Annotated in this window: 21 protein-coding genes; 11 read left to right on the top strand and 10 right to left on the bottom strand. The window is 70.9% G+C overall.

Annotation, left to right across the window (positions count from 1 at the left end; translation table 11 throughout):
- Window positions 1-92 precede the first annotated feature (92 nt).
- The 3 genes from ACF062_RS21400 to ACF062_RS21390 all read left to right on the top strand — a co-directional run bounded on the left by ACF062_RS21400 (window position 93) and on the right by ACF062_RS21390 (window position 1,608).
- A complete protein-coding gene (locus tag ACF062_RS21400) occupies window positions 93-491 on the top strand; it encodes a BlaI/MecI/CopY family transcriptional regulator (protein ID WP_356582520.1) in 399 nt (132 codons plus the stop codon).
- A gap of 9 nt (window positions 492-500) precedes the next feature.
- Complete coding sequence (locus ACF062_RS21395) at window positions 501-1,043, top strand: amino-acid N-acetyltransferase (RefSeq protein WP_223776005.1); 543 nt, start codon at window positions 501-503, stop codon at window positions 1,041-1,043.
- Between the two features lie 226 nt (window positions 1,044-1,269).
- On the top strand, window positions 1,270-1,608 hold the full coding sequence (locus ACF062_RS21390; protein WP_392140323.1) for an Lsr2 family protein: 339 nt from the start codon (window positions 1,270-1,272) through the stop codon (window positions 1,606-1,608).
- Here the strand turns inward: ACF062_RS21390 and ACF062_RS21385 are convergent.
- Entirely contained in the window at window positions 1,587-2,177 is a 591-nt protein-coding gene (locus ACF062_RS21385; RefSeq protein WP_223776007.1) for an SCO3374 family protein, read from the bottom strand. The two genes, ACF062_RS21390 and ACF062_RS21385, sit on opposite strands and share 22 nt — an antisense overlap.
- Window positions 2,178-2,618: 441 nt before the next feature.
- Here ACF062_RS21385 and ACF062_RS21380 point away from each other — a divergent pair, with 441 nt between their 5' ends.
- Window positions 2,619-5,147 carry an ATP-dependent Clp protease ATP-binding subunit gene (locus ACF062_RS21380; RefSeq protein WP_223776008.1) on the top strand — a complete coding sequence of 843 codons (2,529 nt, stop codon included), beginning with the start codon at window positions 2,619-2,621 and terminating at the stop codon, window positions 5,145-5,147.
- Between the two features lie 87 nt (window positions 5,148-5,234).
- On the opposite strand, the gene ACF062_RS21375 is transcribed toward ACF062_RS21380, so the two are convergent.
- On the bottom strand, window positions 5,235-8,342 hold the full coding sequence (locus ACF062_RS21375; protein ID WP_392140320.1) for an NACHT domain-containing protein: 3,108 nt from the start codon (window positions 8,340-8,342) through the stop codon (window positions 5,235-5,237).
- Between the two features lie 474 nt (window positions 8,343-8,816).
- On the opposite strand from ACF062_RS21375, the gene ACF062_RS21370 reads away from it, so the two are divergent.
- Window positions 8,817-9,509, top strand: coding sequence for a M23 family metallopeptidase (locus tag ACF062_RS21370; protein ID WP_392140318.1), 693 nt, complete (start codon window positions 8,817-8,819; stop codon window positions 9,507-9,509).
- Window positions 9,510-9,583: 74 nt separating this feature from the next.
- Here the strand turns inward: ACF062_RS21370 and ACF062_RS21365 are convergent, their stop codons facing one another.
- The gene (locus ACF062_RS21365; RefSeq protein WP_223776011.1) at window positions 9,584-10,171 is read right to left on the bottom strand and encodes a TetR/AcrR family transcriptional regulator; all 588 of its coding nucleotides are present in this window, start codon (window positions 10,169-10,171) and stop codon (window positions 9,584-9,586) included.
- Between the two features lie 251 nt (window positions 10,172-10,422).
- Between ACF062_RS21365 and ACF062_RS21360 the strand changes: the two genes are divergently transcribed.
- From ACF062_RS21360 to ACF062_RS21350, 3 genes are all read left to right on the top strand, one after another.
- Window positions 10,423-11,880: an MDR family MFS transporter gene (locus ACF062_RS21360; protein ID WP_392141178.1), complete on the top strand. Its 1,458-nt coding sequence runs from the start codon at window positions 10,423-10,425 to the stop codon at window positions 11,878-11,880.
- Between the two features lie 96 nt (window positions 11,881-11,976).
- The gene (locus ACF062_RS21355) at window positions 11,977-12,402 is read left to right on the top strand and encodes a helix-turn-helix transcriptional regulator (RefSeq protein WP_392141176.1); all 426 of its coding nucleotides are present in this window, start codon (window positions 11,977-11,979) and stop codon (window positions 12,400-12,402) included.
- 72 nt (window positions 12,403-12,474) lie between these two features.
- The gene (locus ACF062_RS21350; protein ID WP_392140316.1) at window positions 12,475-12,921 is read left to right on the top strand and encodes a VOC family protein; all 447 of its coding nucleotides are present in this window, start codon (window positions 12,475-12,477) and stop codon (window positions 12,919-12,921) included.
- Window positions 12,922-12,939: 18 nt separating this feature from the next.
- Here ACF062_RS21350 and cseC read toward each other — a convergent pair whose 3' ends face one another.
- From cseC to ACF062_RS21325, 5 genes are all read right to left on the bottom strand, one after another.
- Window positions 12,940-14,370: a two-component system sensor histidine kinase CseC gene (gene cseC / locus ACF062_RS21345; protein WP_392140314.1), complete on the bottom strand. Its 1,431-nt coding sequence runs from the start codon at window positions 14,368-14,370 to the stop codon at window positions 12,940-12,942.
- Between the two features lie 62 nt (window positions 14,371-14,432).
- On the bottom strand, window positions 14,433-15,146 hold the full coding sequence (gene cseB, locus ACF062_RS21340) for a two-component system response regulator CseB (RefSeq protein ID WP_223776013.1): 714 nt from the start codon (window positions 15,144-15,146) through the stop codon (window positions 14,433-14,435).
- Between the two features lie 80 nt (window positions 15,147-15,226).
- Window positions 15,227-15,871, bottom strand: coding sequence for a hypothetical protein (locus tag ACF062_RS21335; protein ID WP_392140312.1), 645 nt, complete (start codon window positions 15,869-15,871; stop codon window positions 15,227-15,229).
- A complete protein-coding gene (locus ACF062_RS21330; protein WP_223776015.1) occupies window positions 15,859-16,407 on the bottom strand; it encodes a SigE family RNA polymerase sigma factor in 549 nt (182 codons plus the stop codon). The genes ACF062_RS21335 and ACF062_RS21330 overlap by 13 nt, the downstream gene beginning before the upstream one ends.
- 197 nt (window positions 16,408-16,604) lie before the next feature.
- A complete protein-coding gene (locus ACF062_RS21325) occupies window positions 16,605-17,540 on the bottom strand; it encodes an A/G-specific adenine glycosylase (RefSeq protein ID WP_392140310.1) in 936 nt (311 codons plus the stop codon).
- A gap of 141 nt (window positions 17,541-17,681) precedes the next feature.
- Between ACF062_RS21325 and ACF062_RS21320 the strand changes: the two genes are divergently transcribed.
- Window positions 17,682-19,301 (top strand): sensor histidine kinase, encoded by a 1,620-nt coding sequence (locus ACF062_RS21320; RefSeq protein ID WP_392140309.1) that lies wholly within the window; start codon window positions 17,682-17,684, stop codon window positions 19,299-19,301.
- Window positions 19,302-19,309: 8 nt separating this feature from the next.
- Window positions 19,310-19,972 (top strand): response regulator, encoded by a 663-nt coding sequence (locus tag ACF062_RS21315; RefSeq protein WP_392141174.1) that lies wholly within the window; start codon window positions 19,310-19,312, stop codon window positions 19,970-19,972.
- Window positions 19,973-20,022: 50 nt separating this feature from the next.
- On the opposite strand, the gene ACF062_RS21310 is transcribed toward ACF062_RS21315, so the two are convergent.
- Entirely contained in the window at window positions 20,023-20,712 is a 690-nt protein-coding gene (locus ACF062_RS21310) for a phosphatase PAP2 family protein (protein ID WP_392140307.1), read from the bottom strand.
- 173 nt (window positions 20,713-20,885) lie between these two features.
- Between ACF062_RS21310 and ACF062_RS21305 the strand changes: the two genes are divergently transcribed.
- The gene (locus ACF062_RS21305) at window positions 20,886-21,695 is read left to right on the top strand and encodes a hypothetical protein (protein ID WP_392140305.1); all 810 of its coding nucleotides are present in this window, start codon (window positions 20,886-20,888) and stop codon (window positions 21,693-21,695) included.
- Window positions 21,696-21,739: 44 nt separating this feature from the next.
- On the opposite strand, the gene disA is transcribed toward ACF062_RS21305, so the two are convergent.
- The gene (gene disA / locus ACF062_RS21300; RefSeq protein WP_223776020.1) at window positions 21,740-22,864 is read right to left on the bottom strand and encodes a DNA integrity scanning diadenylate cyclase DisA; all 1,125 of its coding nucleotides are present in this window, start codon (window positions 22,862-22,864) and stop codon (window positions 21,740-21,742) included.
- Window positions 22,865-22,880 lie beyond the last annotated feature (16 nt).

The raw sequence follows: 22,880 nt of genomic DNA, 5'->3' as shown, positions 1-22,880 counted from the left end.
GCCCTTTTTGTTGCGTAATGTTGCCTGATTAGGCCTACGCCACGTCCCGTACGCATCACACCAATAGTGACGTCTCCCACTATTGTTCTGCTGTGCCTCGTCCATTGGGAGAACTCGAAGACGCCGTCATGACACGGGTGTGGAAGTGGAACCGCCCCGTGACCGTTCGAGAAGTCCTGGAAGACCTTCAGCAGGAACGGTCCATCGCCTACACCACCGTGATGACCGTTTTGGACAATCTCCATCAGAAGGGCTGGGTGCGCCGCGAAGCGGAAGGCCGCGCCTATCGATATGAGGCGGTCTCCACTCGTGCCGCGTACGCAGCCGCACTGATGAACGAAGCCTGGTCACGGAGCGACAACCCCGCCGCCGCTCTCGTCGCCTTCTTCGGGATGATGTCGGCGGAACAGCGCGAAGCCCTGACCGACGCCATGCGTATCGTCCAAGGCCCGGAGAACCCCGGCGCCGCGGAGCCGGACGCAGAGCGATAGCGTCCGCTCATGGCAGCAGAGGGGTCCGAACTCAGCGAACTCAGCGCAAAAGCGGTCTCGGTCCGCAGGGCGCGAACCTCCGATGTGCCGGCCGTGCGCCGGCTCCTCGACTCGTACGTCCGTGAGCGCATCCTCCTGGACAAAGCGACGGTGACGCTTTACGAGGACATCCAGGAGTTCTGGGTGGCGGAACGGGACGACAACGCCGAGTTGGTCGGCTGCGGGGCCCTGCACGTGATGTGGGAAGACCTCGCGGAAGTACGCACCCTCGCGGTGAATCCGGAGGTCAAGGGCGCCGGAGTGGGGCATCAGCTGCTCGGGAAGTTGCTTCAGACCGCCCGGTGGCTCGGCGTCCGGAAGGTTTTCTGTCTCACCTTCGAAGTCGACTTCTTCGCGAAGCACGGCTTCGTGGAGATCGGCGAGACTCCGGTCGACACAGATGTCTACAGCGAGCTCCTGCGTTCCTATGACGAGGGTGTCGCCGAGTTCCTCGGCCTCGAACGAGTGAAACCGAACACCTTGGGCAACAGTCGGATGCTTCTGCATCTGTGATCGCCGCCGTGGTATTCCGCGCGGCCCGCTGCCCTGGGGGCCTATGTCCGAAACGCGCATGTTTCCAGGCCTCTCGGGGTCTCCGGTCTCTCCCAGGGGTTTGTGTTTTTCGTGCAAAAGCGGTTTGCTTTCCGACGTACTGCAGTACTGCATATAACAGGGGCCGGTGAATCGGCGGCGTACGCCGTGCGGGCCGGCCTCGAAGTTATCGATGAAAGGAAATCCGGTGGCACAGAAGGTTCAGGTCCTTCTTGTCGATGACCTCGACGGCGGCGAGGCAGACGAGACCGTGACGTTTGCGTTGGACGGCAAGTCCTACGAGATCGACCTCACCACGGCCAACGCGGACAAGCTCCGTGGCGCCCTGGAGGACTTCGTCAAGGCCGGTCGGCGTACCGGTGGCCGGGGTTCGAGCGGCCGCGGCAAGGCGCGTTCGGCGTCGACGAGCGGTGGCCAGGACACCGCCGCGATCCGCGCCTGGGCGAAGGAGAACGGTTTCGAGGTCAATGACCGCGGCCGTGTTCCCGCCTCGATCCGCGAGGCCTACGAGAAGGCCAACGGCTGACGGCTGCGACGTCGCAGCCGGACCCGGTGGCACTGCGTTGCCGCCGTGTCCACGAGCCGTACGAGATCGGAGCCCACGGCGGGGTCGCTGTGGTGCGCGGTCCCGCCTCCCCCCACCGCGGGCAGGGACACCAGCGCCGGCAGCGTCGGCTCCACCTCGCACCCGGGCTCCGGGGGTCGCAGCCAGACGGCGGCCCCCCGCGAGCCGGACCACCCCGGAGGCGTGGGCGCGTCGATGCGCCCGCCCGCTCCGACGGCGGTGAGGTCGAGGGGGATGTCCCCCCACTCCAGCCAGTCGAGCAGTCCCGGCAGCTCGTCCGCGCTTCCCGCGCCCACCAAGAGGCGCATCGTTTCCCCGCGCAGCGCCACCGGAGCCTTCGGCCCGAGGTGGCGCAGCGCCGCGAAGCCCGCCTCCGCGGGCAGCTCCAGGACGTCGAAGCGCAGTCCCGTCACCAGACGTACCGGACCGGGTCCGGGCGCGGTCGCCCAGCCGAGCTCGTTCTCGTACCACTGCCGCACCGGGTCGCTCTGCTCGACCGGGGTCCGGGGCTGAGGAACTGTGGGGGCCATGTACGAGCAACAGTCCGAGGGCCGCCCGGGTTACGCAGCGTCGCGGTCCGGATGCGTACGGTGTCCGGTAAGGGGGCGTAAAGGCGTGTTCGGCGGCGCAAGAGTGTTCGCCCGTAGCGGAGGGAACCGGTGCGCGCCGCATGGACTGTCGGTCCTGACGGGTAAGACATCCCTAGTGGGGAGGGGCGACACGCAGTTCCGGGCGTCTCACGTTCGCCATCGGCGTAGTGGTGGTGGGGGTAACTGCCTGGCCTGCGGGAACATCGTCTCGCACCATCGGGTTGAGGCAGTTGTCGGCGTTCGGGGTCTAGGAGTTCCTCCGAGAGGAGGGCCGGGTGTCGGCAGTTGGAATGAGCGGTCCCCGCTTGCGGGACTAAGCTGCGGAAGGACAGGGAGGGGACCGACCCCTTACTGCCTGACCGCTCTGAGGAGCGATTAACGATGTTCGAGAGGTTCACCGACCGCGCGCGGCGGGTTGTCGTCCTGGCTCAGGAAGAAGCCCGGATGCTCAACCACAACTACATCGGCACCGAGCACATCCTCCTGGGCTTGATCCACGAGGGCGAGGGTGTCGCCGCTAAGGCCCTGGAGAGCCTCGGGATTTCGCTCGAGGCGGTCCGCCAGCAGGTGGAGGAGATCATCGGGCAGGGCCAGCAGGCTCCGTCCGGGCACATCCCCTTCACCCCCCGTGCCAAGAAGGTCCTGGAGCTGTCGCTCCGCGAGGCCCTTCAGCTGGGCCACAACTACATCGGCACGGAGCACATCCTGCTCGGCCTGATCCGTGAGGGCGAGGGCGTCGCCGCCCAGGTCCTGGTCAAGCTGGGCGCCGATCTCAACCGGGTGCGGCAGCAGGTCATCCAGCTGCTCTCCGGTTACCAGGGCAAGGAGACCGCCACCGCCGGCGGTCCTGCCGAGGGCACGCCCTCCACGTCCCTGGTGCTCGACCAGTTCGGCCGGAACCTGACCCAGGCCGCTCGTGAGTCCAAGCTCGACCCGGTCATCGGGCGCGAGAAGGAGATCGAGCGGGTCATGCAGGTGCTGTCCCGCCGGACCAAGAACAACCCGGTCCTGATCGGTGAGCCCGGCGTCGGCAAGACCGCCGTCGTCGAGGGCCTCGCGCAGGCCATCGTCAAGGGCGAGGTGCCCGAGACCCTCAAGGACAAGCACCTCTACACCCTCGACCTCGGCGCGCTGGTCGCCGGTTCCCGCTACCGCGGTGACTTCGAGGAGCGCCTGAAGAAGGTCCTCAAGGAGATCCGCACCCGCGGCGACATCATCCTGTTCATCGACGAGCTGCACACGCTGGTCGGTGCGGGTGCCGCCGAGGGCGCCATCGACGCGGCCTCGATCCTGAAGCCGATGCTGGCCCGCGGTGAGCTCCAGACCATCGGCGCCACCACGCTCGACGAGTACCGCAAGCACCTGGAGAAGGACGCGGCCCTTGAGCGCCGCTTCCAGCCCATCCAGGTCGCGGAGCCGTCGCTGCCGCACACCATCGAGATCCTCAAGGGCCTGCGCGATCGGTACGAGGCGCACCACCGCGTCTCGATCACCGACGAGGCGCTGGTCCAGGCCGCCACCCTGGCCGACCGGTACATCTCGGACCGCTTCCTGCCGGACAAGGCGATCGACCTGATCGACGAGGCCGGTTCCCGGATGCGCATCCGCCGGATGACCGCGCCGCCGGACCTCCGCGAGTTCGACGAGAAGATCGCGGGCGTCCGTCGCGACAAGGAGTCGGCCATCGACTCCCAGGACTTCGAGAAGGCAGCGTCTCTCCGCGACAAGGAGAAGCAGCTGCTCGCCGCGAAGGCCAAGCGCGAGAAGGAGTGGAAGGCCGGCGACATGGACGTCGTCGCCGAGGTCGACGGCGAGCTGATCGCCGAGGTCCTGGCCACGGCCACCGGCATCCCCGTCTTCAAGCTCACGGAGGAGGAGTCCTCCCGCCTGCTGCGCATGGAGGACGAGCTCCACAAGCGCGTCATCGGCCAGAAGGACGCCGTCAAGGCGCTCTCGAAGGCGATCCGGCGTACGCGTGCGGGTCTGAAGGACCCGAAGCGTCCGGGTGGTTCGTTCATCTTCGCCGGTCCGTCCGGTGTCGGTAAGACCGAGCTGTCCAAGGCGCTCGCCGAATTCCTCTTCGGTGACGAGGACGCGCTGATCTCCCTCGACATGTCGGAGTTCAGCGAGAAGCACACGGTCTCGCGTCTCTTCGGTTCGCCCCCCGGTTACGTGGGTTACGAGGAGGGTGGTCAGCTGACCGAGAAGGTCCGCCGCAAGCCGTTCTCCGTCGTGCTTTTCGACGAGGTCGAGAAGGCCCACCCGGACATCTTCAACTCGCTCCTGCAGATCCTGGAGGACGGTCGTCTGACCGACTCCCAGGGCCGCGTCGTGGACTTCAAGAACACGGTCATCATCATGACGACCAACCTTGGAACGCGTGACATCTCCAAGGGCTTCAACCTGGGCTTCGCCGCCCAGGGCGACACGAAGTCCAACTACGAGCGGATGAAGAACAAGGTCAGCGACGAGCTGAAGCAGCACTTCCGCCCGGAGTTCCTGAACCGCGTGGACGACGTCGTCGTCTTCCCGCAGCTCAGCCGGGAGGACATCCTCCAGATCGTCGACCTGATGATCACCAAGGTGGACGAGCGCCTCAAGGACCGGGACATGGGCCTGGAGCTCTCCCAGTCCGCGAAGGAACTGCTCGCGAAGAAGGGCTACGACCCGGTGCTCGGCGCGCGTCCGCTGCGGCGCACGATCCAGCGCGAGGTCGAGGACACCCTCTCCGAGAAGATCCTCTTCGGCGAGCTGCGCCCCGGCCACATCGTGGTCGTCGACACGGAGGGCGAGGGCGAGAACAAGACCTTCACCTTCCGCGGCGAGGAGAAGGCGGCACTGCCCGACGTGCCGCCGATCGAGTCGGCCGCCGGTGGCGGCGCGGGCCCGAACCTGAGCAAGGAGGCGTGACGCTCGCACCGAGCTGATCGCTTGAAGGGGCTGCCCCGGACCGTTCCGTACGGTTCCGGGGCAGCCCCTTTCGGCATGGGCGGCGGCTCAGTCGTCGGTCAGCAGGGCGTACGCGTCGACCTTGATGTGCATGGGGAAGGTTTCGTAACCGAACGCCTGGACGACCGGGATGCTCACCAGGTCGAGGTCCGGCAGGAGAGCGGGCAGTGGGGCGATGTCGATCGGTTCCCGGTCGGGGAGCACGGCCAGGCGCAGGCGCCGCACGCCGGGGAAGAGCTCGCCGAGCCGGGCATGGGCGGCCTCCCAGCCGCTCTCGACGTTGAGGGTGAGCTCGGTGACCCCGGGCAGGCGCACGCCGGGCGGCGCGTCGGTCAGGCAGCCGGACGGGAGCGTCATCATCGTGAGGCGGGGCAGGCGCGCGAAGGTGTCCCACGGCAGGCCGTCGAGCGCGGCGCTCTCGTGGGAGATCATCAGGCCCGCCAGGTGCGGCCAGCGGTCCACGTGGTGCAGGTCGCCCAGCCGGCGGTCGGGGTCGTAGATCCCGAGGGTGCGCAGCGGGGCCTGTGGGGGCAGCGGGGCGAGGGTGTAGGGCTCGCGGATGTTCCACAGCCGCAGCTCCGTCACGCCGCGTATGGCCGCGCGTGCCGCGTCGGTGAGGCGGGCGGGGGAGATGCCGAGTGAGAGGTAGCCGGGGGCCGTGGCGGCCAGCAGGCGGCAGGCGGCCTCGGGCGACACGGTCTCGCGGATGTCCAGGTGCTTGGGGCGCAGCCCCAGGCGCTCCAGCTCCGCCACCTGCTGGTCGTCGCGGATCGAGAAGTGGGTCGTGCCGTCGTCCAGCCGCGCGATGACCTGCTCGGCGTAGGCCCGGCGTTCGAAGCGGCTCCATCCCCACATGAGCTGGGCGCGTACGGCGAGGGCGGGGTGGCGGGCGAAGCGCGCGAGGTGGGGGATCGCGCTGTCCGAGCGGATGTGCGTCAGGGTGATCGCCACGTCCCGGGCGTCCTCGTCGTCGAGGCCGTCGGGGCCCGGCAGCAGGTCGAGCACCATCGGGCCGACCGCGCCCAGCTCGCGTGCCTCGCGGCGGCTCTGCGGCGGGATCAGCTGGGCCGTGCGCCGCTGTACCTCCGCCCGCACCTCCGGGGACAGTTCCGCCGCCTGTTCGAGGCAGGCGGCCGCCAGGAGGTGGATCCGCTTCCGGCCGCGGTCCTCCTGGTGCGCGTCACCGGCCGCGAGCAGGTTCTGGATGATCTCCGTCCGTTCCCGTGGCCGCGCATGGGCCACCGCCATGCGGATGACGTCCTCCCACTGGTCGTCCGCCGCGTGGCGGGCGAGGACGCCGAAGTCGCCCTCGTCGACGGCCGCGCGGGCGCCCAGGAAGTCCTGGAAGGTGCGGTGGACGAATTCGACGGTGCCGGGGCCCGGTTCGCGCAGCAGGCCGCTGCGGTGCAGGAAGTGGCCGTAGACGGCCTCCGCGTCGCCGAGCGCGGCCAGTTCCGGGACGGCCGGGAGGGCGTCCGCGATGATCGACTCCGCGCGTGAACGGTCCATCTGCGTGCGGCCGTTGCGGATCAGCCAGTACGCGAGGCGTTGCAGGAGCTGGAGCTGCGGCTCCTCGCGCAGTTCGGGGACGGTCATGTGGCGTTCCCGGTCCCTGCGGACCAGGAGCATGGAGAGGGCGGCGGTGTAGAGGTCCTTGCGGCCCAGCGGCAGGAAACCCCGGCGGTCCCGGTGCAGGGCGCAGATCAGGCCGCACATCAGGGGGTTGGTGGCCAGGAGGCCGAGGTCCGGCTTGGACTTCACCGCCGCGAGGAGCTGGCTCTCGTACGCCTTGAGGAGCACGTCCTCCTCGGCGTTGCCGGTGGCCGCCGCCGTGTGCCAGCGCTCGATGAACGCGGCCACCTCCGGCTCGCTCATCGCGGGGAGCGTCAGCTCCGTGAAGCCCTCTTCGGCGAGCCAGTCGGTGCGGACCGCCGAGGGGCGCGAGGTCACCAGCCAGTGGTTGCCGGGGTAGGCGTCGATGAGATCCGTGAGCCACGCGCGCGTGCGGGCGCGTTCGGCGTCCGGGATCTCGTCGATGCCGTCGACAAGGACCAGGGCGCGGCCCGCCGACAGGACCCGCGCCTCCCAGCCCGCGGGCTGCGTCCCGGCGAGCGGGCAGCCGACCGACGCGAGGAAGTCCGCGGGGGCGGGCAGCCGCTCGCCGTGGCGGGTGAGGGCGCGCAGGGGCAGCACGTAGGGGACGCGGTCGTAGAGGTACGTCATGGGGCCCTCGGCCGGTTCCTGGCGGGCGGCGCTCACCGCGAGCCACTGCACGAGGGTCGTCTTGCCGGAGCCGGCCTCGCCGCGCAGCAGGACGCGGTCGTGGGCGGCGAGGGCCTGGTCGGCGGGGAGCGGGGCGGTGTGCTCGACCACCTCCACCTCTTCCGCGTGGTACTCCGCTCCGGACAGGAACCGGGCCGTCGTCACGCGTCCGGGTGCCGTCGCCTCAAGGGACAGGTAGGCCACGTCCAGCGGCCACTTGCCCGGGGTGTCCGTCAGGTCGATGCCGAAGATCGTCAGCTTGCCGTGCTTCTTCGCCACGTACGCGAGGTAGCGGCGTTCGAAGGCGGTGTCCAGCGCCCCGGGGCGTGGGTCGCGGGCGATCAGTTCGTCGACCTTGGCGATCAGCTCGTCCTGGCCGCGGCTCTGCGCGACCAGCGTCGCCGCCACGAACGTGGAGCGCTGCGTGAAGAACTGGAGGATGTGCAGGCAGGCCCACTCGGTGACGGAGTCCAGGTAGGAGGCGCTGTCCGCGGACAGCCCCGCGGCGACCGGGAAGCCGCCCTTCGAAGCGCTGTGGATGAGCTCGCGGGCCAGCTTCTGGTGGCCGAGGCGGACCGCCTGGACGTCGTCCATGTCGAGGTCGCCGAGGGCGAGGAGGACGCGGGCCAGGGCGTCCGTGACGGCGGTGGCCTCGTCGGACGGGAAGGGTGCCTCACCGGGGGCGGCCAGGGACCGGTTCACGAGGCGCTGCGCGAGGCGGCGCACGTCCGGCTCGGTCAGCGTGCGCTTCTCGCCCCGGAAGGAGACGAGCCCGCCCAGCCGCACGGGCCGCTCCGCGAGGCCCGCCCCCGGCCCTTCCCGGACGAACAGTCTCTTGATCAGCGGGCCGATGACGCTCGATGCCAGGCGGGTGCCGATGACCGCGGGATCCATGGGCGTGAGCGTAGTGGGCGTCACATCCGCGGTGGGGTGGATCTTGTCGGCCGGTGACATGCCGCACAGGGGTTTTGTCCGGTACTAGCCGGAATAGTGGGACCGGGTGCGGGGGGACGCGGGACCTTCGGCCCGCAACCCCCGGGACCTTTGCCGCGTCGGCCGGTCCGGGGCCGGAGCCGGGCGGGCACGCGGGCGGCGGGGCGGTCCTACGTGGGCTTAAACCTCTGCGGTGGTGCGGAATCCCATGATCGTGCATCGGTGGAATTGTCCGGATTTGATGGTGTCAAGAGGGCAAAATCCAGACGGTCTCCTACGGCTTTAGGTAGTAGATGGGGGGTTTGGGCGTATGGCGAGGGCGGGTTACCAAGGGATGGCCGACCCGGCGAAGTGTGCTCAGCGGGGCCTCACCCGCTCTCCGCCCGCCGGGTTCTCTCACGCCTGTCTCGTCACCAAGCTCCGAAGGACGTCCTCATGTCGAAGCGCACCAAGTCCCACCATCCCCGCCCGTCCCTCTCCCGTACGCGGGCGGCCGTCGTCGCCGCGGGCCTCGGGATGTCGGCGGTTCTCGGGGCCGGGGTCTCGGTCGCTGCGGACAGCGCCCAGAGCGGCGGCGCGCTGCCCGGCGTCACGGTGAACTCCGTCCACGCGCAGGCCGCCGCCCAGGCCAAGGCCGCCGAGAAGGCCAAGACCGCCGCGAAGGCCAAGGCCGCGGCGGCCAAGAAGGCTCCGAAGGCCCCGGCCGCCGCCTCCTGGGTCCACCCGGTCCAGCGCTACACGCTCTCCGCGAGCTTCGGTCTCGGCGGCAGCATGTGGTCCCACAAGCACTCCGGCCAGGACTTCGCCGTCCCGGTGGGCACCCCGGTCGCGGCCGTGCACGGCGGCACCGTCGTCAAGGCCGGCCCCAACGGCGCCGGCGACGGCCCCGCGTACGGCAACGCCGTCGTGATCAAGCACAGCAACGGCACGTACTCCCAGTACGCGCACCTCTCGCAGGTCGATGTCCGCGTGGGCCAGAACGTCACCACCGGCCAGCGTGTCGCCCTCTCCGGCAACACCGGCAACTCCAGCGGTCCGCACCTGCACTTCGAGATCCGTACGACCCCCAACTACGGCACGGCCGTGGACCCGGTCGCCTTCCTGCGCTCGGTGGGCGTGAAGGTCTGACCCGTACGGCTCCTGCCGGGGCGCGCCGGGCGTGAAGGTCCGCCCCGTCCCGCTTCCGCCGGGGCGCGCCGGGCTCAGTCGCCCGAGTGTGCCTGCGTGACCAGATCGATGGCGACCTCGAGGATGGCCTTCCGCTTCTCCTCGGGGTCGCCTTCGATGTCCTTGAGTACGAACATCCCGCCGTGCATCGTGAAGAGCGCGCTGAAGCACCGCACCTGGTCCGCCATCGGCGCCCCCGGGTCCTTGAGGATGTCGTAGAGCCTGATCATGCGGTCCTTGAAGCTCTCGCCCGTCTTCAGGTCGCGCACCGTGGCCTGGTTCTCCTGCATGAAGCGGAAGAGCGGCGCCGCGTCGACCAGGATCTCGCTGTAGCGGCGCAGAACCTGCTTCCTGATGTCGAGGGAGGGCGGCTGCGGCTGCTGGTGGCCCCACTCGATCAGCTCGTCGATGGGCCTGGTGAGGTCCTCGAAGATGCTGTTCAGGATGTCTTCCTTGGTCTTGAAGTGGTAGTACAGCGCCGCCTTCGTGACCTCCAGGCGCTCCGCGATCTCGCGCAGTGACGTCTTCTCGTACCCCTGCTCGGCGAAGAGTCCGAGGGCCACGTCCTGGATGCGCTGGCGGGTGTCCCCGCGGCGCTGCTGCTTGCCTGTGCCCGTGCCCATCGGGTGCTCCTCGGCTCCACTTAACTTACTTGACGCCCGGCTAGTTAGGGGTCTACCTTCCCTCAGTGTAGTCAACTAGCCGGGCGGCAAGTAAGGCGTCGGGTGGGTTCAGGGGGGCGTCAGGGGCGCCCTGGAAGGCGCGGGGAGTGGGGATCATGGTGGACAACAGCACGGCGCAAGCCGAACCGGAGCAGGAGACCGAGCCACGGGGGAAGGCCGGACCGCAGCCGCGCAGCGTGCGCGTCGTGCTGATGGCACTGATGATCGCGATGCTGCTCGCGATGTTCGACAACATGATCGTGAGCCCCGCGATGCCGACGATCGTCGGCGACCTCGGCGGCCTGGAACACCTGTCGTGGGTCGTGACCGGGTACACCCTCGCGACCGCCGCCTCGACCCCCATCTGGGGCAAGGTCGGCGACATGTACGGGCGCAAGGGCGCCTTCCTCACCGCGATCGTCATCTTCCTGGCCGGCTCCGTGCTGAGCGGCATGGCGCAGGACATGGGACAGCTCATCGGCTTCCGGGCCATCCAGGGCCTCGGCGCGGGCGGGCTGATGGTCGGCGTCATGGCGATCATCGGCGACCTCGTGCCGCCGCGTGAGCGCGGCAAGTACATGGGCATGATGACCGGCGTCATGGCGGTCGCGATGATCGGCGGCCCGCTCGTCGGCGGCACCATCACCGACCACCTCGGCTGGCGCTGGGCCTTCTACATCAACCTCCCGCTCGGCGCCGTGGCGCTCGCCATGGTGACCGCCGTCCTGCACCTGCCCAAGAAGAAGGCGGAGGGGCGCATCGACTACCTCGGTGCGGCCCTGCTCACCGTCGGCATCAGCGCGCTCGTGCTCGTCACCACCTGGGGCGGCACGGAGTACGCCTGGAGCTCGGCCGTGATCATGGAGCTCGTCGCGATCGGCGTCGCCTCCCTCGTCGGCTTCGTCTTCGTACAGAAGAAGGCCGCCGAGCCGATCATGCCGCTGCACATCTTCCGCAGCCGCAACTTCTCTCTGATGGCCGTGATCGGCTTCATCACCGGTTTCGTGATGTTCGGCGCGATGCTCTTCCTGCCGCTCTACCAGCAGTCGGTGCAGGGCGCGTCGGCGACCAACTCGGGGCTGCTGCTGCTCCCGATGCTGCTCTCGATGATGGTCGTCTCGATGTTCGCCGGCCGGTTCACCACGGCCACCGGCAAGTACAAGGCCTTCCCGGTCGTCGGCACCGTACTGATGATCGTCGGCTTCTTCCTGCTGGCGCAGATGGACACCGGGACCTCGCGGCTCACCTCGGGCCTCTACATGGCGGTGCTCGGCGCCGGCATGGGCTTCCTGATGCAGATCACCATGCTGGTCGCCCAGAACAGCGTCGAGATGAAGGACATGGGCGTCGCCTCGTCCTCGGCCACGCTCTTCCGTACGCTCGGCTCCTCCTTCGGCGTCGCGATCATGGGCGCGCTCTTCAACGACCGCGTCCAGCACGTGATGGCCGAGCGCGCCGGGGAACTGGGCGGCAAGGTCACCGAGAAGTCGGCGCAGCTCGACGCGGCGAGCCTCGCGAAGCTGCCGGAGCAGGTGAGCGACGCGTACAAGTTCGCGGTCTCCTCCGGCACGCACGCGGCGTTCCTGCTCGGTGCCGCCGTCGGCGTCGCGGCGCTCCTCGCCTCGCTCTTCGTGAAGGAGACCCCGCTGCGCGGCTCGGGTCCGGCCTGACCCGGCCGCACACCTCCAGGCAGTCCCACGGCCCCCGGCGCCCTCGCGCCGGGGGCCGTTGTCAGTGCCGCGTGCCAGCATCGAGGCGTGGAAAAACTGCGGCTGCTGCGCCGGGCCAAGGACGCCATGGACCGCGACTGGGCCGACCCGCGCCTCGACCTGGACGCGGTGGCGGCCCACGCCGGCTACTCCCGCTACCACTTCGTCCGCGCCTTCAAGGAGGTGTACGGCGAGCCGCCCGGCCAGTACCTCTCCCGTCGGCGGATCGAGCGCGCCGAGGACATGCTGCGCGCGGCCGACCTGTCCGTCACGGAGATCTGCGTGCTCGTCGGCTTCAGCAGCCTCGGCACGTTCTCGTCCACCTTCAAGCGCCGCACCGGCCTGACCCCCAGCGAGTACCGCGCGCGGCATGTGGGCCGCGGCGCCGCCCTCATCCCCGGGTGTTACGCGATGCTCTGGGCCGGCGGCTTCCCCGAGCCGGGACGGCGCCAGGAGAGCCGCAATTCTGAAGAAGCGGGCTGAGGCCCGGGCTGCCTACGGTGTCCGGGCAGGGCGGAACCCCGCTCCGCGCACCCCTCCCGCTTGGAGCACGCCATGATCAAGGGACTCGCCATCTCCACCGTCTGGGTCCTCGACCAGGACCGGGCCAAGGAGTTCTACACCGAGAAGCTGGGCCTGGAGGTCCGTACGGACATGACGATGGGCGACGGCGGCATGCGCTGGCTCACGGTCGGCGCCAAGGACCAGCCCGACGTGGAGCTGACGCTGATGGTGCCGGGCTCGCCCGCCATGGACCCCGAGTCGGCCGAGGCCATGAAGAAGCTGGTCGCCAAGGGCATCCTCGGCGCGGGTGTCCTCGTCACCGACGACGTCCACGGGGACTACGAGAAGCTCAAGGCGCGCGGCGTCGAGTTCCTCCAGGAGCCGCAGGAGCGCCCGTACGGCATCGAGGCGCTCTTCCGCGACGACTCCGGGAACTGGTTCTCGTTCACGCAGCGCCGCGAGGGCGGCCTCGACCTCGACAAGGACTGGTCCTGCTGACCCCCTGATCGCCGCCTGTCAGAGATTGTCCGGCAGCTGAAGGACCGGGTAGCTCCCCGTGTTCGTCGGCGCGTGCTCCGGCAGCCACAGCACCGCGACAGCGCCCTCCGAGGGCTCCTCGGGCGAGGCCCCCGCCGGGCGTACGTTGCGGAAGGTGAGCCGCGCCCCGAGCACCCGCGCCTGCCCCGCCGCGATCGTCAGGCCCAGGCCGTGGCCGTGCCCCGCCCGGTCCGTGCTGCCCGTGCGGAAGCGGCTCGGCCCCTCGTCCAGGAGGGCCTCGGGGAAGCCGGGCCCGTGGTCGCGCACCCGGACCACGCGGCCCTCGACGCTGACCTCGATGGGCGGCTTGCCGTGCTTGGCGGCGTTGGCGACGAGATTGCCGAGGATGCGCTCAAGACGGCGCGGGTCGGTGGTGACCTCCGACTCGTGCACCACCGTCACCGTCACGTCCGTGGTCAGGGACGCCATCCGCCGCGCCACGAACTCGCCGAGCGTGATGTCCTGGAGCTCGGCCCGCTCGGCCGCGGAGTCCAGGCGCGCGACTTCGAGGACGTCCTCGACGAGGGTGCGCATGGCCTGGGCGCGGTCCTTGACCAGCTCGCTCGGGCGGCCCGGCGGCAGCAGCTCGGCGGCCGTGAGCAGCCCGGTCACCGGGGTGCGCAGCTCGTGCGCGATGTCCGCGGTCACCCGGCGCTCGGCCTCCAGGCGCTGCTTGAGGGCGTCGGCCATCGCGTCCACGGCGCTCGCCAGGTCGTCGGTCTCGTCCTTGACGACACCGCCGATCGCCTCGCGGACGCTGACGTCGGTCTGCCCCTGGGCGACCTCGCTCGCCGCCGTCGCCGCCTTGCGCAGGCGCCGCGACAGCTGGCCCCCGATCAGCACGCCGAGGGCGCAGCCGCCGAAGACGACCGCGATCGAGCCGATGACCAGGGCCTGGTCGAGGTCCTTCATGACGGTGGCGCTGCGGTCGGTGAAGCGGGAGTGCAGCGACAGGACGTGCCCGTCGGCGAGCGGCACGGCGGCCCAGATGTCCGGCACGCCGTCCGGCTTGTCCTCGACGAAGGTGGCGCGGCGGCCCGTGAGGACCTTCTGCCGCAGCTCCCCGGGCAGCTCAGGGTCGTCGACCTTCGTACCGAACTGGAGGGTCTGGCGCTGCGAGGCGGAGTAGAGCCGCAGGGCGAACTGGATGCGCTCGTCCTGCACGTCTCGCGCGTTGTCCAGCATCGAGACGCGCGCGGCGTTGTGCACGACCAGGCTCAGCGCCACCGCGACCAGCGCGCCGACCAGCGCGATCGCCGCGCTGATCTTCCAGCGCACACCGGTGCGCAGACCGGCGCGCAGGCGTGTGCCGAGGCCGGAGCGGAGCGCCTCACGGACACGCAGACGTGTGCCCACACCGGGCCGGAGCGCCTCACGGACGCGCTCGACCGTCCTTTGGCCCCCGTTCATGTACGTCCCCTGAGTCCGCGGCCCCGGGGGCCGCCACCGTGCGCCGTTCGTCACGCGTCCGTTCACGCCTTGAGCTTGTAGCCGAAGCCGCGGACCGTCTCGATGCGGTCCTGGCCCACCTTCGTGCGCAGCCGCTGCACATGGACGTCGACGACGCGGGTGTCACCGCCCCAGCCGTAGTCCCAGACGCGCTCCAGGAGCTTGTCGCGGGACAGGACCGTGCCGGGCGCGGACGAGAACTCCAGGAGCAGGCGCATCTCGGTCGGCGTCAGCCCGACCGGGGTGCCGCCCCTGCGGACCTCCATGCCTTCCGTGTCGATCTCCAGATCGCCGAAGTGCAGCACACCGCCGTCCGCCGAGGACCCCGCGTCCGCGGCGGCCGCCGTCGAGCCAGAACCGCTGGCGTGCCCGAAGCGGCGCAGGACGGCGCGGATACGGGCGACCAGGACGGCTCCGTCGAACGGCTTGGTCACGTAGTCGTCGGCGCCCGCCTCCAGGCCCAGCACGACGTCGATGGAGTCGGCGCGCGCCGACAGCATAATCACGGGGACGGTCGACTCGTCACGGATGCGGCGGCACAGCGAGACGCCGTCCAGGCCCGGCACCATGACGTCGAGCAGCGCGATGTCCGGCTGGTTCGCGCGGAACGCCTCGAGCCCCGCCAGTCCGTCGGGCATGGCCGTCACCGCGAAGCCGTCGCGCTCCAGGGCGAGCTGGGTGGCCTCGCGGATGACGTCGTCGTCCTCGACGAACAGGACATGGGTCTGCTCTGCCATCGGATGCTCTCAGTCCTTCTCGGTGCTCTGTGCGTCTGTGCGTCTGTGCGTTCTGTGCGGGCAGGGGGGGCGTGCCGCCGTCACTCCACCGAGGGCGCGGGCTCCTCGCCGCCCACCGCGTTGCTGAAGTCGCTGCGCGTACGTTCGGTCTCGGTGAAGTGGTTCGAGGACCAGCGGTACGTGATCACTTCCTCGCCGGAGGGGTACGCCACCGAGTCGCCCTTCTCGTACAGCTGCTTCGTCACGACCAGGTCGCCCCGGTCGATCTCGGCGTAGACGGACGCGGGCTCCTCGGCCGTGAAGACGTTCTTGTACCCGCCCCTCTCGGCGCGGTACACGTAACTGCCGATGCCGACGGCGTCCGCGCAGGTCAGGACGTTGACCACGACGTCGGCGGCGGAGCCCCCGGTCAGGTCCCCGTACGACACGTCGATCGGGTACGTCTTGCCCGCGCACGGCTTCAGGTCCCGCTTGACCGCCGGGCTGACCTTCGGGTCGTTCTTCACGAGCCGCACGGCGTCGATCTTCTCCGACGGCACGGAGACCGAGGGCGACCCGGACGGCGAGGCGGAGACCACGGGCTCGCTGCGGGCCGGGCCCTCGTCGCGCGCGCCGGAACCGCCGGTCGAGCAGGCGGAGAGGGAAAGGCCGACGGCGGTGAGCACGGCCACCGCCGTGCCCACCGCCTTCACGCCTGACTTGGCCTCAGGGCCTAGGCCGCGCAACGCTCCCGCTCCTCACGTCCGAGCGCGCCGGCAACCAGTTCCTCGCGGTCCCGGCTCTCCAGCTCCTGCCGGAGCCGGGCGAGCGCCCGGTGCAGCGTGCTCTTGACCGTTCCGGCCGACATGCCGAGCGCGGCGGCCGTCTCCTCTGTGGACATCTGCTCCCAGTGTCGCAGCACGACGACGCTGCGCTGCTTGGGTGCGAGCACCTTCATGATGTCCATGAGCAGAGCGCGGTCGGCGTGCTGTTCGGTGGAGTCTTCCACGCTGGCGTCGGGCAGCTGCTCGGTGGGCACCTCTTCGAGCTTGCGCGCCCGCCACCACTCGGTCCGCGTGTTGATCATGACGCGGCGCAGATAGGCGTCGGCGAGGCGCTTGTCGGCTATGCCCTCCCAGCGGCCGTACGTACGTACGAGCGCGGTCTGGAGCAGGTCCTGGGCGTCCACGGGGTCCGGGACCAGGCGCCGGGCACTGCGCAGCAGGGCATCCTGCCGAGTGCGGACGTACTCTTCGAACTCGAGCACCTCGCCGTGCGCCATATCAAACCGCCTCCGTTCCGTCCCCATGTGCCGACCGCGGTCCTTGCCTGTGCGGTACAGGCAAGAAGCTACGGAGGCCGTGTCACGGGGTTGTGCGGAGCAGCCAGCGGCGGGCGCACGGCTGTGCGTAGGTTGTGTAACAGAAGTAGGGCCAGCGTAAATACCTGCGTTTGTAAGGGCCCGGGGCGCCCTTGCCGTCAGGTCAGAGGCAGCCGGTAGAGGCCGTCGGGAAGCGGCTCGACGAGACCGTCCGCGACCAGGCCGTCCAGCGCGCGGGCCCGCTGCACCGGCTCGTCCCACACCCGGTCGAGCGTCGCCTGCGGCACCGGTGTCAGGGCCTCGCGGAGCACCGCGAGCAGTTTGCCCCGCACCTGGCGGTCCGTACCCGCGTACGTCTGGCCGCGGCGGGCCGGGCCGTCGTGCGCGGGCTTGCCCGCCGCGCGCCAGGCGCACCGGCCGGCGATCGGGCAGCGTCCGCAGTCCTCGTTCTTCGCGGTGCACACCAGGGCGCCGAGCTCCATCGAGGCGGCGGCCCAGCGCGAGGCGGTGCGCTCGTCCTCGGGCAGCAGGGTGCGGGCGAGCCTGCGCTCGGCGGCGGTGGTCGCGTTCGGCGGGTACTGCACCCCGGTCACGGCCCGCGCGAAGACCCGGCGGACGTTCGTGTCGAGGACGGCGTGCCGCTGCCCGTACGCGAAGGACGCCACGGCGGCCGCGGTGTACTCCCCGATGCCGGGCAGTGCGAGGAGCTGGGCGTGCTGCGTGGGTACGTCGCCGCCGTGCCGTTCCGTTATGGCGACGGCCGCGCCGTGCAGCCTCAGGGCGCGGCGCGGGTAGCCGAGCCGTCCCCAGGCGCGGACGGCCTCACCGGGCGCCTCCTTGGCGAGGTCGGCGGGGCGGGGCCAGCGGGCCAGCCACTGCTCGTACACGGGCAGGACCCGGCTGACGGGCGTCTGCTGGAGCATGAACTCACTGACCATCACGCCCCACGGCCCGGCGTCCTCGCGCCGCCACGGCAGATCACGGGCGTGCGCGTCGAACCAGGCGATGACGGGGGTGTGGAGGGCGTCCCCGGTGGGCTCGGGGGAGTCCCCCGGGGCCGGGCTGTTCGGCGTGGGCTTCGTGGGAGCAGTCATGGCACCACCGATCCTGCCACGGCCCCCGGCGGTTCCACGGATCCACGGGCTCTTCGGGGCGGGGTGTGTCAGGTGTGGCCCCGCTCGCACCTGACGATCGGCAGGGGCGGCGGGTGCCACCGGACACGTAGCGTCGGGTCGGTGGAGAGACGTACGAGGAGCGTGCTGCTGTGGGCGGCGCTCGCCGTCCCGGTGGTGTCGGTGGACCGGCTCGGCATGAACGAACCCCGCCCGGCCTGGCAGCAGATCACCTCGCTCGCCGTCCTCGCCGCCGCCGTCGCGATCCGCCGCGGCCGGCCGCTGCCCGCCTTCCTCGCGGCGGCCGCCCTCGGCCTCGCCACCGGCTCGTCCCTCTTCACGCTCTCCTACGGGCCCGCCCTCGCCGTCTTCGCCCTGCTCCTCGGCCGCCGCGCGGACCGCGCACGCCCCGCCCTGCTCGCCTTCGGCGCCATCGCCCTGGTCGGCACGGTCAAGATCGCCGTGCGCGACGTCGACCCCGTCGTCGAGTGGCTGGTCCTCATGGGCACGCTCGTGTTCGGCACGGTCTTCCCGTGGCTCACCGGCCGCTACTGGCGCCAGGGCCGCGAACTGGCCGCCGCCGGCTGGGCCCGCGCCGACCAGCTGGAGCGCGAGCAGCGCATCGTCGCCGACCGCGCCCGGCTGCGGGAACGGGCCCGCATCGCCCAGGACATGCACGACTCCCTGGGCCACGAACTGAGCCTGATCGCCGTCCGCGCCGGCGCCCTCCAGGTCGCCCCCGACCTGCCGACCCCGCACCGCGAGGCCGCCGCCGACCTCCGCGCGGCGGCCTCCCAGGCCACGGACCGCCTGCACGCGATCATCGGCCTGCTCCGCGAGGCCGACGATGAGCCGGCCCCCCTCTCCCCGACCGGCGAGACCGTCGCGGACCTCATCGCCCGCGCGTCGGAGTCGGGACTGCGGATCGTGTACGAGGAGGAGCGGGGAGGGGGGTCGGCGGCGGGGGTCGTCGAAGCGGGGGTGGTGCCCGCGACCGACGCGGCGCCCCCCGAAGCCAAGCCCGCACCCCCCACCAACGCAGCCCCCACCGACCGCACCGTCCACCGCGTCGTCCAGGAAGCCCTGACCAACGCCGCCAAGCACGCGCCCGGCGCCCACGTCACCGTCACCGTGGCGCGTGGCCGTGACGCGACGACGGTCACCGTCACCAACGGCCGTCCCCAGGAGCCCGCTTCGGCCTCCGCGGGTGGCAGCGGGCTACGTGGTCTGCGCGCCCGCGTCACCGACCTGGGCGGCACCTTCGACGCGGGGCCGCACGGCGACGGCTTCCGGGTCACCGCGCGCGTTCCCGCCGAGGGGAGCGCCCCGGCGCCGCCCCGCTTCGGCGCCCACCTCGCGTACGCGCGCCGCCGCACGGTCCTGGCCTTCGGCGGCGCCGTCGCCACGGGGGCACTGCTCGTCGGCGGGACCTTCGCCTGGTACGCGTACTCACGCACCCACTCGGTCCTCGACCCCGCCGACTACGCGCGGCTGCGCGTCGGTACACCCCGCGCCGAGGCGGCCCGCGTCCTGCCCGACCAGGCCGCCGCCGACCCGCCCGTGGAGCGCGCGCCGACCCCGCCGCCAAAGGGTGCCGACTGCGCGTACTACCGCGCGAGCGGTGAACTCTTCACCGCCGTCCCCTACTTCAGGATCTGCTTCGGCGGCGAGAGCGGGAACCGCCTCGTGGACAAGGCCGTGATCCCCACGGCAGGTGAGATGGAAAAGGAGCGTGCGCGGTGAACCAGACGATGCCCATCCGGGTCCTGCTGGCCGACGACGAGGCCATGATCCGCGCGGGCGTGCGCGCCATCCTGGCCGCGGGCGGGGACATCGAGGTCGTCGCCGAGGCCGCCGACGGGCGCGAGGCCGTCTCTCTGGCGCAGGCCCACCGCCCCGACGTGGCGCTGCTCGACATCCGCATGCCGCGCCTGGACGGGCTCGCCGCGGGCGAGGAGATCGTCCGTACCGTGCCGGGGGCCGCCGTCGCCATGCTGACGACGTTCTCCGAAGACGCGTACGTGGCACGGGCGCTGGGCGGCGGCGCCACCGGCTTCCTGCTGAAGTCCGGCGACCCGCATGAACTCATCGCGGGCGTACGGGCGGTGGCGGGCGGCGCCGCCTTCCTCTCACCGAAGGTGGCCCGGCACGTCATCGACGGCTTCGGCGCCCGGCGCATGGGCCGCGGCGCCGCCGCACGCGCCCGCGTCCAGAGCCTCACCCCGCGCGAACGCGAGGTCCTCGGCCTGGTCGGCGCGGGCCTTTCCAACCCGGAGATCGCCGCCCGCCTGCACCTCGTGGAGGGCACGGTCAAGGCGTATGTGAGCGCGGTCCTCGAACGGCTCGAAGTAAAGAACCGCGTCCAGGCGGCGATCGTCGCGTACGAGGCGGGGCTCGTCCCGGAAGCGGACTGAGCCCCGCGAACGCGTCAGCGCGTCGGTAGTGCTTCGGTAGCGCGTCGGCGTCAGTGGCGGTGCGAGTCGTGACGGCGGAACGTCATCGTCGGGGAGTCGTACGCCGCCGGATCCGCCGCGGGCGACGGCGCGAGAGCGGGGCCCGGACCCGCGAACCACTTCACGATGCCCGTCGACGAGCCACGCATCGCCTGCCCGACCCGCGCCACGGGACGCGTGGCGATCCGTACCACCACGAACGCGAGCACCGCGCCGAGGACGAGGCCGACCGCCACGTCGTGCGGGTAGTGCACGCCGACGAAGACCCGCGAGAACGCCATGAGCACGGCCATCGGGACCGTCAGGGCCGCGATGCGCGGCCAGGCGAGCGCGAGGCCGATGGCGGCGGCGCCCGCGATCGTCGAGTGGTTGCTCGGGAAGGACCAGTCGCCGTAGGCGGGGCACTCGACGAGCGGCTTCAGCGCGCCGGACACCGCCCGGCAGGGGCGCTCCTCGTCGATCACCGACTTGAGCAGCTCGCTGCACACATACGCCACCGCCGTGGCGAGCGGGGCGAGCACCGCGACGGCCAGGGCGCGGGGGTCACCACGCCGGGCCCGCCACCAGGCGATGATGAAGAGCACGCCGAAGAGAAGCAGGCCGAGCTCCGTCCACACCTCGGCGAGGTGCTGGAACCACGAGGGAGTGTCGTGGGCGAAGCCGGTGATGTCGCGGTAGAGATCGTCGTCCATGGTGTCCATGATTACGGACGGTACGGAGTGAGTCCGAATCGTCACATCTGGCGATCGACCCGTGGGACCCCCTGACGATGGACAGGTCCGGGAGCCGGTTCCGGGATGATGATCGGCAAACTTTGTTGCCCAGGACGGCGGGTGGGGCAGGACACGCGTCGGATCTCTCGTAAGGTTTGGGCGTGGGATCTCTGCGCAATCCGGTCGGGCCGCTTCCCTCCACCATCTACTGGCGTCGGAGGGCCGTTCTGCTGTCCGTGTTCGGCCTGCTGGTGCTACTCGCCGTCTGGGTCGCCACCTCCGGGGGCGGCGGCGGAAACAACGGCGCCGACGGGCCGGGCGGCAACGGCCCCGCCACGTCGATCACTCCCGGGCCATCCGGCTCCGGGCCCGCGATCAGTGAACACCCGGGCGGGCGGGACGAGTCGGACGATGGATCGGGCTCCGGTTCCGGTTCGGGTTCGGGTTCGGGTTCCGGATCGGGCGGCTCCGGTGGCTCCGGCGGTTCGGACGGCACCGCGGGTGGCGGTCCGGACGACGCCAAGGGCGGCGCCGGCTCGGGCGACCGCCTCCCGGCCGGTACGAAACTGCCCAACTGCACCGGCGGCGCGGTGAAATTGAAGGTGCGCAGCGTCCAGAACGAGTACGGGATCGACGAGAAGCCGAAGTTCGAGCTGATCGCCGAGAACACCGGCGGCAAGGCCTGCAAGGTCGATCTGGGCGGCAAGGGAACGGTCTTGACGATCACTCAGGCCGACGGCGAGGACGAGTTCTGGTCCTCCGACGACTGCCCCTCGGGGAGCGGCAGCCTGCTGGTGCGCGTGCCGGCCGAGGGCCGCGTCACGCACACCGTGCAGTGGGACCGGCACGCGGGCGCCCCGCAGTGCGCGACGCCCTCGCCGGCATCGGCACCCGCGGGCACCTACTTGGTCGAGGCGAAGGCCCCCGGCCTCGGCACCGCCCGTGCCTCCTTCGTCCTGGAGAAGGACTAGAAGAAGGGTCAGGGGCCGAGGGCGGCCGGCGAGAGAGCCAGGGGCTAGACGTACCGCTCCAGGATCGACGACTCCGCGAGGCGCGAGAGGCCCTCGCGGACGCTGCGGGCACGGGCCTCGCCCACGCCGTCCACGGTCTGTAGGTCGTCCACGCTGGCGGCCAGCAGCTTCTGGAGGCCGCCGAAGTGCTCGACGAGGCGGTCGATGATGGCGCCGGGAAGCCGGGGAACCTTGGCGAGCAGTCGGAAGCCGCGCGGCGAGACGGCGGAGTCCAGGGCCTCGGGTGAGCCGGTGTAGCCCAAGGCCTTGGCCACGGTGGACAGTTCCAGCAGCTCCGCGTGGGTGAGGGCGTCCAGCTCGGACAGCGCCTCGTCGACCGTGCGGGAGCGCTTGGCGGTCGGCTCGGGCACGTAGTCCCTGACGACCAGCTCACGCTCGGGCTCGACGCCCGCGATCAACTCGTCCAGCTGGAGGGCGAGAAGGCGGCCGTCCGTGCCGAGCTCGACCACGTACTCGGCGATCTCCGTGGCGATGCGGCGCACCATCTCCAGGCGCTGGGCGACCGCCGTGACGTCCCGCACCGTCACCAGGTCCTCGATCTCCAGGGCGGAGAGCGTGCCCGCGACCTCGTCGAGACGGAGCTTGTACCGCTCCAGGGTCGCGAGGGCCTGGTTGGCGCGGGAGAGGATCGCCGCCGAGTCCTCCAGGACGCGGCGCTGCCCGTCCACGTACAGCGCGATCAGGCGCATGGACTGCGAGACGGAGACGACCGGGAAGCCGACCTGCTTGGAGACGCGGTCGGCCGTGCGGTGGCGGGTGCCGGTCTCCTCGGTGGGGATCGTCGGGTCCGGCACCAGCTGCACGCCGGCGCGCAGGATCTTGGTGATGTCCTTGTCGAGGACGATGCCGCCGTCGAGCTTGCACAGCTCGCGCAGACGCGTCGCCGTGAACTCGACGTCCAGGATGAAACCGCCCGTGCACATCGACTCGACGGTCTTGTCCCAGCCGAGGACGATCAGGCCGCCGGTGTTGCCGCGCAGGATGCGTTCGAGGCCGTCGCGCAGGGCCGTGCCGGGCGCGACGGCGCTCAGGGAGGCGCGCATCAGCACATCGGCGGCCGAGCCACCGCCGGACTTGCCGGGGTTCGCTGCCCGGTCGTTGGCTGCCACTGCACTCCCTCGGTCG

This window comes from Streptomyces sp. NPDC015345 (assembly GCF_043078805.1).
GTDB lineage: Bacteria > Actinomycetota > Actinomycetes > Streptomycetales > Streptomycetaceae > Streptomyces.
The sequence above is the reverse complement of the archived record's forward strand: the minus strand, read 5'-3'. Positions and strand labels throughout refer to the sequence as shown.